Below are 13,029 nucleotides of genomic sequence, written 5' to 3'. Positions count from 1 at the left end.
TACTAAATAAAATTTCAATGAAATAAAAAAGGGCAACTTTTTTAAAGTTTACATTGTGCCGGAGCAGCTTGTAAAGAAAAATCAAAGAATTATGACTGAGCTTGTGGTAGATATTATGGTATAAAATAGAAAAAATTGAATCGAGTTATAAGCAATGACTGAAAGCGGAAGTAGAGGCATGATTTCGCGACGCAATTTAATGTTGAGGGCTGGTGCAGGGATGCTGGCGGCAAGCTTTGCACCTGCGCTTTTACAAGCCCAAGCCGCAAATGCACAGGAAATCTCTGACATTACTCCTAACAGTGCTCTTAAGAAATTGATGGCGGGGAATCAACGCTACATTGAGCAAAAACGGACATTTCCCGACCAAGCTCGATCGCGAATTGTAGAAGTAGCACAGGCTCAACATCCGTTTGCAACCATCCTGGCTTGTTCTGATTCGCGGGTTACTCCCGAAATTATTTTCGACCAAGGATTAGGGGATTTATTTGATATCCGAGTAGCTGGAAATTTTCTAGACGATGGGGTTCTCGGAAATATAGAATATGCGGCCTTAGAATTAGGCGTGCCACTATTAGTAATTCTGGGTCACGAACGCTGCGGGGCTGTCAAAGCAGCTTTAGATGGCAAAGCTGTGCCTGGTCACATTAGCACTTTGGTGGCGGCGATTAAACCAGCAGTTGATTCGACCAAAGGTCAAACAGGCGATGCGTGGGATAACGCAGTCAGAGCTAATGTGAAAATGAATGTAAATAAGTTACAATCCTCGTCGCCTATTTTAGCTGAAGCAGTCAAAGCGGGCAAGCTTAAAGTTGTTGGGGGCCGCTACGATTTGGATAGCGGCAAAGTAGAGATAATTGCTTGATTTTGCTGGTAATTTTCAGAATTTGTAGGGTAGTGCCCAGAGTGCCTACCCCTTGGGGAGCGAGGGGAAACCATCGGGGATTGCCCCTAAGAATTATTGGTAACGATCAAGTAGATATGCAAGTTTAAAGTAAACCCATTTCTTGCAGTCCCCGGCGCAGGCGTTCTGCTTCAAAAGGGCGACGCTGTTCGTGAAGGGCGATCGCTCTTTTGAATTCTGCTAAACTTTCTGGCATTTTGCCAATTTTCAGCAAGGCTACTGCCAAGTTTTGATGAGCTTCGGCGTGTTCGGGATCGATTTTTATCGCTTGTCGGTAATAGGCGATCGCATCTGCTAAATTTCCGGCTGCCTTCAGCGTCAGTCCTAAATTATAGTGACCTACTGCAAAATTGGGGTCAATTTTTAAAGCTGCTTTGTAAGCTTTTTCAGCAGATTTCAAATCTCCTTCATCTTTGAGCAAATTACCCAAGTTATTGTAAGCACCCAACTTGAGGGGCGGGAACACATTTGTATTAATTGCCGCTTGATAGTGTTCTTTTGCTTTGGCAAACTGCTGCTGCTGGCGATATGCAATTCCCAAATGATAGTTTAGTTCGTAAAGAATAGAATCATTAATGGCTTCCGCAGTCAAGCCTTTCGTTAATAAATTAATTCCCCGCCCGATTTGCCCGCTTTCTACATACAAAGCGCCTAATTTGCTACAAGCATAAGCATCGTTTGGATAATAAGCTATATAGCGTTCCATTGCTGCTTGAGCTTTTTGGAATTTACTTTTTGCGGCGATCGCATCTTTTTGATAACCAGAGTGCCAAATCGCCACATCGGGGAGAGAAGCTATTTTCCATTTTGGTTCCCTCTGCAAAATCTCAGCCACGCTGTCGTCTACCATTGCGTGGTAAGGACGAGAAAAGCGGATATCGAGGCGATTGCGAAACAAGCGCGACACTAGGGAATAAGGAGATTGAGAGGCGCCGATTTCTTGGCGGATGAGATTGATTAGCAGAAGGTTCTCGCTCGCAATTGCCTGCTTAATTTGAGGCAGAATCTCCGGAACCAAAACCTCATCGGCATCTAATACCAAAATCCAGTCGCCCTGGGCGTGCTTCAGACACTCGTTGCGCGCCGCTGCGAAGTCGTCGCACCATTCAAAGTCATAAACCCTCGCCCCGCATTCTCGGGCAATTTCACGGGTGCGATCGCCCGATCCCGTATCCACCACCACCATTTCGTCCACAACACCCTTAACGCTGTCCAAAGTCCGCGACAGTGTTGCCTCTTCATTCTTCACAATCATGCACAGAGTCAGATCCATCGGGCGCAAACTTTCCTCATTTCACAGACATATTGTAATTTTTTTAACCACCAAAACACAAAAAGTCCCAGAAAAGATTTTCCTATTTCCCTTTGGCTTTGAGCATAAGTATTTTTCTTCCCTAGAAAAAGTGGGTTAACTCTTTTGAGATATTAAAAAGCCTCAAACTCGGACGATTCATGAGAAATCCTACCACTGTCGGTTCATCCCTGCGGTAGAGGTAAGACCGGGATAGGGGTTGTTATTCTAAGAACATAAGACAAGGCACAAGAAAAGTTTAAGTATTCAGGAGAAAAAGAAATGGGAATTATTGCTTGGATCGTTTTAGGACTGATTGCCGGTGCGCTAGCCAAAGCCATTTATCCGGGAACTCAAGGCGGTGGCTTTCTGGCAACAACAGGTTTAGGAATTTTGGGCGCGTTAGTGGGAGGTTATCTAGGTCAAGTCTTACTGGGGACGAGCGGGGGAGCATCCTTCGGAGCATTGACTCTACCCAGCATAGCTTTTGCAGTAGTAGGTGCGATCGTTCTACTTTTCATCTGGGGATTGTTAACTCAGCGTGCTGCATAACAAATATTGCCAATTCCCAGTCGATCGACTTTTAGGGTATTCATAAACCCGGTTTCTTGAAGAAACCGGGATTTTCAGTTGTTTGTAGGTGCGTCAATCGATTTTAGATTTTAGATTTTAGATTTTAGAGGCGAGCCCACGGATAAATGCGGGGGCTTGAGGATTTTCGATTTTGGATTGATTCCACGGATAAATGCGGGGGCTTGTACCATCAAGAAATTCTTGGTCAGCCTACTTTTACCAAATCCGGGTTAAAAACCCCTATCAGACTCAGCGCTTGCAACAGTTCAAGAGCAAAACTTTCGTCTCAACAGAGGGGGACTGAAGAATAAAGGGGTAAAAATCCCGGACTTGGTATTAATTAATCAATCCGCAAATTGAAAGGCAAGCGAACATAAACCCCCTGCGGGTCGTTCATCGACTTGATCACAGCCAATTCATCTTGCATTTTCTTAAATTCGGCCGTTAGCGGGTCGAGTTTGGTGGCTGGTTTCAAAACGTGAACGCCGGAAATTTTTTCCAAAATTCGCTCCTCCAAACTGCGGCGTTTTGGATATTCTTCCAACTTCCAATCGTCGCCGAGTTTAGCTTGCTTCGCCGCCTCTCTGACAGCATCTTCAAGCCCGCCAATTTCATCGACTAAACCCAACTGTTTCGCGGCCGTACCAGACCACACTCTGCCTTGAGCAATTTCTTGTACCTTGTCTTTCGGCAGTTTGCGGGAGTTGGCGACTTTAGTAATAAATCGATCGTAAATGCGATCAACTATCCTCTGAATATTCGCCAATTCTTGAGGATTTTTCGGACGGGAAACTGTGCTAGTATCCGCAAAGCGGGCGGTTTTCACCACGTCCCAAGTCACGCCGTTGTTAGCAGCCAACTTTTCGGCGTTGAACAGCATTCCGAAAACGCCGATCGAACCGGTAATCGTATTGGGTTCGGCAAAGATTTTGCTGGAACCCATCGAAATCCAATAGCCGCCGGATGCTGCTAAATTGCCCATCGAAACGATAACTGGTTTCTTTTTCCCCGTCAGCATCACTTCGCGTCCAATGACTTCGGCCGCCGTCGCGCTACCTCCGGGACTGTTGACGCGCAAAACCACTGCTTTTACGTCGTCATCTTCTCGGATTTTCCGCATTTCTTTAGCGATGCGATCGCCTCCTACTTGAGTCGGGCCCCCTTCGCCGTCTACAATCTCTCCTTCAGCGTAAAGTATAGCAATTTGGTTTTTCTTGTTAGCGCGAGTTGAGCTTTTATCCTCAGCAATTTTTGCGTAGTTTTTCAAACTAATTTGCTTGAAAGATTTGTTTTCGCGATCGGTTCCTGTGAGCTTTTTGAGTTCGGTCGATATTTCGTCAAAGTATACAACCTTATCAACTAACTTGTTTTTGAGAGCTTCGTCAGCCATCAAAGTTCCGCCATTATCTGCAAGCGCTTGCAGTTGCGGAACAGTCACTTTGCGGCTCGGAGCGACAGTTTGCAGGTATTCTCCCCACATATCTCCGAGCAACTTTTGAGTTTGCTGGCGATTTTCGGGACTCATTTTTTTGAGCAAAAACGGCTCAACGGCTGACTTGTATTTGCCGACGCGAGTCACTTGCACTCCCACGCCGTATTTTTCCAAAGCACCAGTGAAAAACATTGCCTGACTGCTAAAACCGTTGATTTCCAAAGCGCCGTAAGGATTGACGGCAATTGTATTAGCAACAGAACCGAGGTAATAATCTCGCTCATTCCAGTCCATCTGGTAAGCAAAAATGGGTTTTTTGGCATCTCGGAAACGCTGCAAAGCCGATCGAACTTCTTTGAGATTGGCAAACGCGCTGGTGCTCGAATTTGAGCTGCCTTCTAGATAAATGCCAACGATTTTCGGGTCTTTTTTCGCATATTCGATCGTGTCTAAGACAGTCCGCAGCGTCACAGCATCGCCGGAATCTTCCGAAAGCACTTCTTCAATCGCCGCGCTAGTGCTACGGATCGGTTTGCTGTCGGTGATATTTAAAGAAAGGTCTAATACCAATACAGACTTATCTTTAACTTGTGGGCCTGAATCTTTAGACGACGATGCCGCCAGAGCAATTAGCAGTACCAGTCCCCCTAATCCTAGGCTGCCCAGCAGCAACAATCCTAGGAAGGTTCCCAGCAAACTTGCACAGGTATATTTTAGGAAATCTTTCATTAGATAATCTGTAATTGGTAATTAGTCAATAGTCATTAGTCAATAGTCATTAGTCAATAGTCATTAGTTATTAGTTATATCAAATCCGGTTAGAGCGGAATGATAGCGAGCTTGCAAGCGTCCCCGCTCGCACTGCACTCGGGAAAATATTATTCCGATGCCAGTGAAAACGATATTATGGGTAATTCCTGCAACTAGGATTTAGCAATTATCCCCTGTCGTAGTTATTAGCTAATGACTTTTGACTGCTGACTAATGACTTTTGACTGCTGACTCACTTTTATCTTAACCTTTCCAAAACGCCAGATTGTTTTAACTCATCCAAATTACCGCAGCCCGTACAGAACATCACGGTGGCGATTTCTGCAATTAAAGCCTCAGCTAGGAGGGCTGCCGCTGATTCCGATTCCGCAGCAGCTTGTAGAAACGGCCGCGCCAGTCCCGCAATATCCGCGCCAAGGGCGATAGCCTTCGCTGCATCCAACCCATTCTGCAAGCCTCCAGAGGCAATCAGAGGAACATCCGGCGCTACGGCGCGGGTGCTGACAATGCACTCGGCTGTCGGTATTCCCCAGTCGGCAAAGGTTGCGCCCAACCTGCGCTGCTTGCCATCTTTAGCTCGCTCTCCTTCTATTTTGGCCCAAGAAGTGCCTCCGGCCCCGGCAATGTCGATCGCACCTACCCCGGCGGCGAGCAATTTCTTTGCCATCTTTCCTGAAATACCGTTGCCGACTTCTTTAGCGATAACTGGTACTGGTAATTTAGCGCACAATTTGGCAATTTTATCTAGCAGTCCTTTAAAGTTAGTATCTCCTTCGGTTTGAACGCACTCTTGCAGCGGATTGAGGTGCAAAATTAGTGCGTCTGCTTCTAAAATATCGACAATTTTTTGGCACTCTTCCAAACCGTAATTGTAGTTTAATTGAACCGCTCCGATATTGGCAAACAGCAGAATATCGGGAGCACGGCGACGGACGGCAAAGGTAGGAGCTAGTTGAGGATTTTCTACAACAATTCGCTGGGAACCGACTCCCATTGCCAGTTTGTATTCTTGAGCGACATCGGCGAGGCGATAATTGATTGTCTGGGCTAATTGTGTGCCGCCGGTCATCGAGGAAATTAGCAGGGGAACGGCTAGTTTTTTGCCGAGAAATGTGGAGGTTAAATCGATTTCGGTGCGATCGAGTTCTGGTAAACAGCAGTGATCAAAACGGTAGCGTTCAAGGCCGCTGGTAGTTTCGCGAAATTGTACGTCTTCTTCGAGGCAAATCCGCAGGTGGTCTGCTTTGCGAGTTTCGGTTTGCGAGGGGGAGGTTAGCGGCAAGTTCACAGTGGCTATTTGGGGAAAGAGTTGTGATTTTGGAATATAGCAATTTTATTTCATTTTTGAATTTTTTAATGAACTGCAGAGAGCGCAGAGGGCACAGAGGAGAAGAAAAGAGAGATGTGCGTAAATCCTGCCAGGGTTGCTGTATTACCCAGGAACAGTCAGCGGCATTCCGTTATCTGAAGGTTTCAATTTTAGTAAAAAAGGAACTGCTTTTTGCACCCAGGCTTTGGCTGATGTGTAATTTGCCGCATCTTCGCCGAAACAAATGTCCAGCATATCGGTGTGAATTATCCCCGGATTCAAAGGAACTGCTGCCATACCTGCGGGCAATTCTTGAGCGAGCGATCGCGTAAGTCCTTCTATTGCCCACTTGGAAGCGCAATAGGGCGCGACTTCCGGCGAAGTTGACCTTCCCCAACCCGAACTAAAGTTGACAATTATCCCGCTTTTTCGAGCAATCATTGCCGGGACAAAGTGGCGAATTACATTAGCCGTACCTTTAATATTAACATCAATTACCTGGGAAAATTCTTCGTTGCTGACCTTCCAAAGAGGCGCGGGATGATTAGCTACACCTGCATTATTAATTAGCAAATCTGGCGGCTCTTTTTTGGTCAGTATTTCTGTTGCCCAAGCTTTTACTCGATCGTCGTTGGTGACATCCACACAAGTAAAATGGTGGGGCGCACTATATTTTTGTTGGAGTGTTTCCACCGCTTCGGCAGAACGGGCGCATCCCACAACTGTATGTCCCAATTCCATAAACTTTTCGGTCATGGCAAGACCTAGACCGCGACTGACTCCGGTAATTACAATTAATTTTGTCATAGATTTGTTGCTATTTTTGTCTTAAGTAATACAATACATATTGACTGGTCACTTGACAAATCGATCGCAGGGAGAAAGCATGAAAGTAAAAGCAGCAGTTGCTCGCAGTGCCGGCAAACCTTTGAGTATTGAAACGGTGGAGCTGGATGGGCCGAGGGCTGGAGAGGTGCTGGTGGAAATTAAAGCCACGGGTGTTTGTCACACTGATGCTTACACTCTTTCCGGTGCCGATCCTGAAGGCTTGTTTCCGGCTATTTTAGGCCACGAGGGAGCCGGGATTGTCGCAGAAGTTGGGGCGGGAGTAACGAGCGTCAAAGTGGGCGATCGGGTAATTCCTCTATACATTCCTGAATGCCGCAACTGCGAATATTGTTTGAGCAAAAAAACCAATCTCTGTCAAGCAATTCGCGTGACTCAAGGCCAGGGATTGATGCCCGACGGCACGAGTAGGTTTTCCATCGACGGGCAGAAACTTTACCATTACATGGGAACTTCTACCTTCGCTAATTATACAGTATTGCCGGAAATTGCAGTAGCAAAAATTCGCGAAGATGCCCCTTTTGATAAAGTTTGTTTAATCGGCTGCGGCGTAACAACTGGCATCGGCGCTGTCATTAATACTGCGAAGGTAGAGCCTGGTTCTAATGTGGTAGTTTTCGGTTTGGGTGGCGTGGGTTTGAATGTAATTCAAGCGGCTCGCATGGTGGGAGCTAACATGATTGTCGGCGTAGACTTGAACCCCGACAAGCGAGAGATGGCGGAAAAATTCGGCATGACTCACTTTGTCAATCCCCGCGAAGTGGAAGGCGATTTAGTGCCTTATTTGGTAGATTTAACCAAAGGCGGAGCTGATTACAGTTTTGAATGTATCGGCAACATTAATGTGATGCGCCAAGCTTTAGAATGCTGCCACAAAGGTTGGGGCGTGAGCATAATTGTCGGGGTAGCGGGAGCCGGTGAAGAAATTAGCACCCGCCCGTTTCAGCTAGTAACGGGTAGGGTTTGGAAAGGCACAGCTTTTGGGGGAGCGAAAGGCAGAACTGATGTTCCTAAGATTGTTGATTGGTACATGGACGGTAAAATTGATATTGATAGTTTGGTATCTCGGGTAATGCCGATCGACAAAATCAATGAAGCCTTTGATTTAATGCACAAAGGCGAAGTAATTCGCACAGTGTTGACATTTTGAGTTTTTGAAGGTGAAGGAAGAAGGAAGAGGGAAGAGGGAAGAAGGAAGATAGGACTTACCGAAAAAGTGGTTTTACGCTACCTATAGCCGTAAGGTACACGGCTGCACCCTACATAACTTCTCTCTTCTCTCTGCCTCTGCGTCCTCTGCGTCCTCTGCGCTTAATAAAAAAATCTCATTCACAAATGAAATAGAATTAATATGATATCAGAATCCCTAAAACTGCAAAAAGAACAGAAAAGTTTCGGTGGCAAACTCGGATTTTACAGCCATCCATCCTCTGCTTGCAACAGCGAGATGAAATTCGCTGTTTACCAGCCCCCGCAAGCTTTATCTCAACCCGTACCTGTTTTGTATTTTTTATCAGGTTTAACCTGCACAGAAGAGAACTTTATGGCAAAAGCGGGGGCGCAACAATTGGCGGCCAAATACGGGTTAATGCTGGTTGCGCCCGACACAAGCCCACGCAATACTGGTATCCCCGGCGAAGAGGACGATTGGGATTTAGGAAGTGGTGCGGGTTTTTATGTTGATGCGACAGCCGCAGCTTGGAATTCTCACTATCGGATGTACAGTTATGTGGTTGATGAATTACCGAATTTAATCGCCGAAAAATTTCCGGCGATACCGGAAAAACAAGGAATTTTCGGTCATTCCATGGGCGGACACGGGGCTTTAATTTGTGCTTTGAAAAATGGAGATCGCTATCTTTCAGTTTCCGCTTTTGCGCCTATTTCCGCGCCCATGCGCTGTCCTTGGGGACAAAAAGCTTTTGCAAACTACCTCGGCAGCGACAAAGAGATTTGGAGGGCTTGGGATGCTAGCGAATTGGTGCTTGAGGCGCAATACAACCGTCCGATTCTGATTGACTGCGGCACGGGTGATTCGTTTCTTGCTGACGGGCAGTTGTTGCCGGAAGTGTTTGCGGAGGCTTGTGCAAAAGCGGGACAGCCGCTAACTTTAAGGATGCAGGAAGGTTACGATCATAGCTATTATTTTATAGCTAGTTTTATGGAGGATCACATTCGCCATCACGCGGCTGTTTTGTGCGGGTAGTTCCTAGCAGGAAGCAGGCAAGATGCCTGCTCCACAACAACTGGTTCTTAGGCTCTGCCTGGGAACCGATATCCAGAGGCTCTGCCTCTAATGGCTGCCATGAAATGTGGAGGCAGAGCCTCCTGATCTGCTTTACCAGGCAGAGCCTGGTAACGAGTGAACTCGCTTCTACGAGTACAGGTATTTTCGGTTAATTAAGATTAATCGGAAATACCCATTCTTTATAATTGCTGTCGCGATTTTCGATAATCCCGGTTAGTTTGTCCAAAATCTTTTCGGTGATGGGTCGGTTTTTGGGCAAGTGATAGTTTTCTACTCGCTTAATCGGCGTAATCTTGGCGGCGGTTCCGCAGAGGAAAATCTCGTCTGCAATCAACAATTCTGATCTATCAACTGGTCTTTCTATGACTTCAATTCCTAAGTCTCTGGCGATTGTGATTACGCTGTCTCTGGTAATTCCTTCGAGAATATCTTGCTCGAAACCGGGAGTAACTAATTTACCGTTTCTGGCGACAAATATGTTCATTCCTGAAGCTTCGCTGACTTTTCCCTGAGTATTCATCATAATAGCTTCGTCGAAGCCGGATTGTACTGCTTCTGTTTTAGCTAAAGCTGAGGTGATGTAAGCGGCGCTAATTTTACCTCTTAAGGGCAAACTGCGGTCTTCTTGGCGGTACCAAGAGCTAATTCTACAGTTGACTCCTTCTTTGGGCAAATAGTCTGAAAGTTCTAATCCGTAGACAAAAAAGTCGGTTTCTACGTTGTGCAGTCGGGGGGCAATTCCTAAACTGGATGTGTAGACGAAAGGGCGGATATAAAATGATTTTGTTGGTTGGTTTTTGTGAACAAAATCAATGATTATTTGTTGGATTTTGCTGGCTGGTAAATCGCAGTGAAGGAAGCTGGCACTTTGACTTAATCTCTGACAGTGGCGGTCTAATCTAAATAGCAATATTCGATCGGCATTTTGGGGGTCTGGAATTCCCCGCAACCCGCCTAAAACTCCGGTTCCATAGTGCAGTGCGTGGGTGGCTATGGAAATTTTGGCGTCGGTAAATGGGAGAAATTGGTTTTGAAAGTAGGCAATTGGCAGAAAACTATCCATGATTCAAGCTGGCGATGAGTTTTGCAGTCCGCGAGGAATGGTGAATTTGGTTATATTACCATAAGTTATACCATTTTAGATTTTAGATTAAAGAATTGAAGAATTGGAAATGACTGATTCGATATAAGTTTGGAGCGCCCACAGTTGCATTGTTTTTTTAACTGGGATTATTATCTGGTTATATCAATTTATAAAATAATCTCAAGAGCGGTCAGTTTGCTTGATAATTGTTTTGGGAAAAAGTGCGATCGACTACAAACAAAAATCAACCAAAGGGCAACTATGGCACGCAAATGTTTCATCATTGAAATGGGGATGGGTATAGACCAGCACGGGCAGGAACCGACTGTAGCCTGTGCAAGGGCTGTACGGAATGCGATCGCCCATAATGCTTTGCTGGGGGTCTGGGAAGTGGCAGGTTTGAGCGACCCCAATCAGATGATTGTTGAGGTTAAGGTGGCTGTTCCTTACCCGGAACAAGTGCGGGAACAGGAGGTGTTGGCGGTACTGCCTTTCGGCAGCAAAACTCTGATTGTGGAGCAAGGAGGCATGATTGTGGCAGGAAGGGCGATCGCCTCTCTGAATGATAAAAATGATGAAATGCTAATCGCTGTGGCGGCTGTGAGTGTTTTTGTGGACACTGAGGATTAATTAATTTTGTGTTGTTTGAATAAATCGGCGCCGAAGTTCGAGCGCCCGATCGCACTTGCTGGTTTCGGCGATCGGGCGATCGTACGCCTGCCTGTTAAAAAATGATTAATTTAGACTAAGTTGTAGGGTGGCCCGGAGATATGGCATGAAATATCTTAGAAAATCTGAGGCTCTGAGGCACGCTATAACTTAGTCTGTGCAACGGTAAGGTTTATTTGCGCCTACCTAGTTAATTTTGAATTTTTAATGAATAATTTTTAATTGTTCAGGCGACCGGGTATATAAGCAATCCAGCAAAACCCTACGATTAATAACAGCCACGTCGCTGTAATATTGCTGCCCAACAAGCTGCGGAGAAAATCTTCCATTGTTCTCAAAAATTATAGGGTTTAAAAGAATTTATTGCTGTTCCCTCTCGGCTCAGCAAAGGTAGAGTCCGATCGCCTAAAACGCGATCGGACTCTATTTCATATTACGGCTTGCTGGTATCTGCCAACATTTGGTTAACCATTTGCAAGTGCGCCTGAAGGTTCGGCAACTTCTGGGTAGCCCAAGCCTTCAACTCGGGATCTTGTCCCTGTTGAGATTGTGCCTGAAACAAAGCAATAGCCTGATTGTGGCTCTCGATCATAGCCTGCTTGTAAGCAGTGTCAAAACTTGTACCGGAGAGTCCCGAAAGTCGCTTCATCAAAGCTGTGTTCTGGGTACTCATCTCGGTTGGCAGTTCAACCTGCTTTTGCATTACTAACTGCATCAGCTCTTGATTTGCCCGAGTGTGTTCCTCTACCATTTCTTGCCCGTATTGTTTCACACCAGCACTAGAACCGCGCTGCACTGCCAATCGGCCGAGCTCCACTTCCAGCATACCCATTTGACCTGCTTGCATGACAAAGGTTCTGTCTCTGCTGCTGAGAGAATTAGGCGAAGTTTCGCCACCTGCAGGACTGTTGGGAGAACCGCCGGGATTGTTGTTGCTAGGGGTATTTGGACTGTTGGGAGAACCGCCGGGATTGTTGTTGCTGGGGGTATTTGGACTGTTGGGAGAACCGCCGGGATTGTTATTGTTGTTCGGATCGGTAGCAGGAGAGCGTGGAAGAGTACGATCCTGGGTAGCGTTATCAGCAAGATCAAAAACCCGATCGCCCGACTGGTTGAAGCCGTTAGTCTGGCGGTTTAATTCTGCGAATCCCGGCACAGCAATCAAGGAACTAACGCCGGCAATTCCGGCAACTGTTACCAATTTTTTGAACAAGCTTTTGCCATTTAGTGAAGTCATGAATTTCTAAGCCTCTAAGTTGTTTTCAAAAGTACGTCAAACGAAGCTATCCCCTAGGGAATCGCCCGAAACTACCGATGGGAGGGTGTACTGCCTTTCCGAAACAAGTTGATCAAACCAAACGCGCCCAAGGCACCCAGCCACCCCAAATTGTTGTGGCGATCGCGCCGAGCACTCAAAACTCCAGAATTAGTATCAGCCGGCGTCGATGTCGTACCAGTTGTACCCGTTGTATCGGTTGTACCCGTTGTGCCGCTGCCAGTCGTATCGGTTGTACCGCTTGTGCCAGTCGTACCGCTTGTACCCCTTGTGCCGGTGCCAGTCGTACCGCTTGTACCCGTTGTGCCCGTGCCAGTCGTACCGGTTGTACCCGTTGTGCCGATGCCAGTCGTACCCGTTGTACCGCTTGTGCCGGTGCCAGTCGTACCCGTTGTACCGCTTGTGCCGGTGCCAGTCGTACCGCTTGTACCGCTTGTGCCGGTGCCGCTTGTACCGCTTGTACCGCTTGTGCCGGTGCCGCTTGTACCGCTTGTACCGCTTGTGCCGGTGCCGCTTGTACCGCTTGTACCGCTTGTGCCGGTGCCGCTTGTACCGCTTGTACCGCTTGTGCCGGTGCCGCTTGTACCGCTTGTACCGCTTGTGCCGGTGCCGCTTGTACCGCTTGT

The 13,029-nt window shown here is 46.8% G+C and carries 11 protein-coding genes and 1 pseudogene; 5 read left to right on the top strand and 7 right to left on the bottom strand.

Annotation, left to right across the window (positions count from 1 at the left end):
- Positions 1 to 154 precede the first annotated feature (154 nt).
- The gene (locus QUA04_RS05320; protein ID WP_333254472.1) at positions 155 to 865 is read left to right on the top strand and encodes a carbonic anhydrase; all 711 of its coding nucleotides are present in this window, start codon (positions 155 to 157) and stop codon (positions 863 to 865) included.
- A gap of 124 nt (positions 866 to 989) precedes the next feature.
- On the opposite strand, the gene QUA04_RS05315 is transcribed toward QUA04_RS05320, so the two are convergent.
- The gene (locus QUA04_RS05315; protein WP_333254471.1) at positions 990 to 2,177 is read right to left on the bottom strand and encodes a tetratricopeptide repeat protein; all 1,188 of its coding nucleotides are present in this window, start codon (positions 2,175 to 2,177) and stop codon (positions 990 to 992) included.
- A 300-nt stretch (positions 2,178 to 2,477) separates the two neighbouring features.
- On the opposite strand from QUA04_RS05315, the gene QUA04_RS05310 reads away from it, so the two are divergent.
- Positions 2,478 to 2,747 carry a GlsB/YeaQ/YmgE family stress response membrane protein gene (locus QUA04_RS05310; protein ID WP_333254469.1) on the top strand — a complete coding sequence of 90 codons (270 nt, stop codon included), beginning with the start codon at positions 2,478 to 2,480 and terminating at the stop codon, positions 2,745 to 2,747.
- Positions 2,748 to 3,108: 361 nt separating this feature from the next.
- Here the strand turns inward: QUA04_RS05310 and sppA are convergent, their stop codons facing one another.
- The 3 genes from sppA to QUA04_RS05295 all read right to left on the bottom strand — a co-directional run bounded on the left by sppA (position 3,109) and on the right by QUA04_RS05295 (position 7,087).
- The gene (sppA, locus tag QUA04_RS05305) at positions 3,109 to 4,929 is read right to left on the bottom strand and encodes a signal peptide peptidase SppA (RefSeq protein WP_333254467.1); all 1,821 of its coding nucleotides are present in this window, start codon (positions 4,927 to 4,929) and stop codon (positions 3,109 to 3,111) included.
- A gap of 280 nt (positions 4,930 to 5,209) precedes the next feature.
- Positions 5,210 to 6,259, bottom strand: coding sequence for a type 2 isopentenyl-diphosphate Delta-isomerase (gene fni, locus QUA04_RS05300; RefSeq protein ID WP_333254465.1), 1,050 nt, complete (start codon positions 6,257 to 6,259; stop codon positions 5,210 to 5,212).
- Between the two features lie 144 nt (positions 6,260 to 6,403).
- Positions 6,404 to 7,087, bottom strand: a complete 684-nt coding sequence (locus QUA04_RS05295; protein WP_333254463.1) for an SDR family NAD(P)-dependent oxidoreductase — start codon at positions 7,085 to 7,087, stop codon at positions 6,404 to 6,406.
- A 79-nt stretch (positions 7,088 to 7,166) separates the two neighbouring features.
- Here QUA04_RS05295 and QUA04_RS05290 point away from each other — a divergent pair, with 79 nt between their 5' ends.
- Both QUA04_RS05290 and fghA read left to right on the top strand, forming a co-directional pair.
- Positions 7,167 to 8,276, top strand: a complete 1,110-nt coding sequence (locus QUA04_RS05290) for an S-(hydroxymethyl)glutathione dehydrogenase/class III alcohol dehydrogenase (RefSeq protein WP_333254461.1) — start codon at positions 7,167 to 7,169, stop codon at positions 8,274 to 8,276.
- 201 nt (positions 8,277 to 8,477) lie between these two features.
- A complete protein-coding gene (gene fghA / locus QUA04_RS05285; RefSeq protein ID WP_333254459.1) occupies positions 8,478 to 9,332 on the top strand; it encodes an S-formylglutathione hydrolase in 855 nt (284 codons plus the stop codon).
- 190 nt (positions 9,333 to 9,522) lie between these two features.
- On the opposite strand, the gene QUA04_RS05280 is transcribed toward fghA, so the two are convergent.
- Positions 9,523 to 10,437: a branched-chain amino acid transaminase gene (locus QUA04_RS05280; RefSeq protein WP_333254457.1), complete on the bottom strand. Its 915-nt coding sequence runs from the start codon at positions 10,435 to 10,437 to the stop codon at positions 9,523 to 9,525.
- 282 nt (positions 10,438 to 10,719) lie between these two features.
- Between QUA04_RS05280 and QUA04_RS05275 the strand changes: the two genes are divergently transcribed.
- Positions 10,720 to 11,088 (top strand): Lin0512 family protein, encoded by a 369-nt coding sequence (locus tag QUA04_RS05275; protein ID WP_333254455.1) that lies wholly within the window; start codon positions 10,720 to 10,722, stop codon positions 11,086 to 11,088.
- A gap of 472 nt (positions 11,089 to 11,560) precedes the next feature.
- Here the strand turns inward: QUA04_RS05275 and QUA04_RS05270 are convergent, their stop codons facing one another.
- Entirely contained in the window at positions 11,561 to 12,364 is an 804-nt protein-coding gene (locus tag QUA04_RS05270) for a DUF4142 domain-containing protein (RefSeq protein ID WP_333254454.1), read from the bottom strand.
- 71 nt (positions 12,365 to 12,435) lie between these two features.
- Positions 12,436 to 13,029 (bottom strand): annotated as a pseudogene (locus QUA04_RS05265) (hypothetical protein); the annotation flags it as partial.

It is taken from the genome of Microcoleus sp. S13_C5 (assembly GCF_036700845.1).
Classification (GTDB): domain Bacteria; phylum Cyanobacteriota; class Cyanobacteriia; order Cyanobacteriales; family Microcoleaceae; genus Microcoleus.
This window is presented reverse-complemented; position numbering and strand designations above follow the sequence as displayed.

Bases quoted from the DNA above. Each gene is read 5' to 3' on its own strand.
- QUA04_RS05320 (WP_333254472.1), top strand. From the start codon at position 155: ATGACTGAAAGCGGAAGTAGAGGCATGATTTCGCGACGCAATTTAATG.
- QUA04_RS05315 (WP_333254471.1), bottom strand. From the start codon at position 2,177: ATGGATCTGACTCTGTGCATGATTGTGAAGAATGAAGAGGCAACACTG.
- QUA04_RS05310 (WP_333254469.1), top strand. From the start codon at position 2,478: ATGGGAATTATTGCTTGGATCGTTTTAGGACTGATTGCCGGTGCGCTA.
- sppA (WP_333254467.1), bottom strand. From the start codon at position 4,929: ATGAAAGATTTCCTAAAATATACCTGTGCAAGTTTGCTGGGAACCTTC.
- QUA04_RS05295 (WP_333254463.1), bottom strand. From the start codon at position 7,087: ATGACAAAATTAATTGTAATTACCGGAGTCAGTCGCGGTCTAGGTCTT.
- QUA04_RS05290 (WP_333254461.1), top strand. From the start codon at position 7,167: ATGAAAGTAAAAGCAGCAGTTGCTCGCAGTGCCGGCAAACCTTTGAGT.
- fghA (WP_333254459.1), top strand. From the start codon at position 8,478: ATGATATCAGAATCCCTAAAACTGCAAAAAGAACAGAAAAGTTTCGGT.
- QUA04_RS05280 (WP_333254457.1), bottom strand. From the start codon at position 10,437: ATGGATAGTTTTCTGCCAATTGCCTACTTTCAAAACCAATTTCTCCCA.
- QUA04_RS05275 (WP_333254455.1), top strand. From the start codon at position 10,720: ATGGCACGCAAATGTTTCATCATTGAAATGGGGATGGGTATAGACCAG.
- QUA04_RS05270 (WP_333254454.1), bottom strand. From the start codon at position 12,364: ATGACTTCACTAAATGGCAAAAGCTTGTTCAAAAAATTGGTAACAGTT.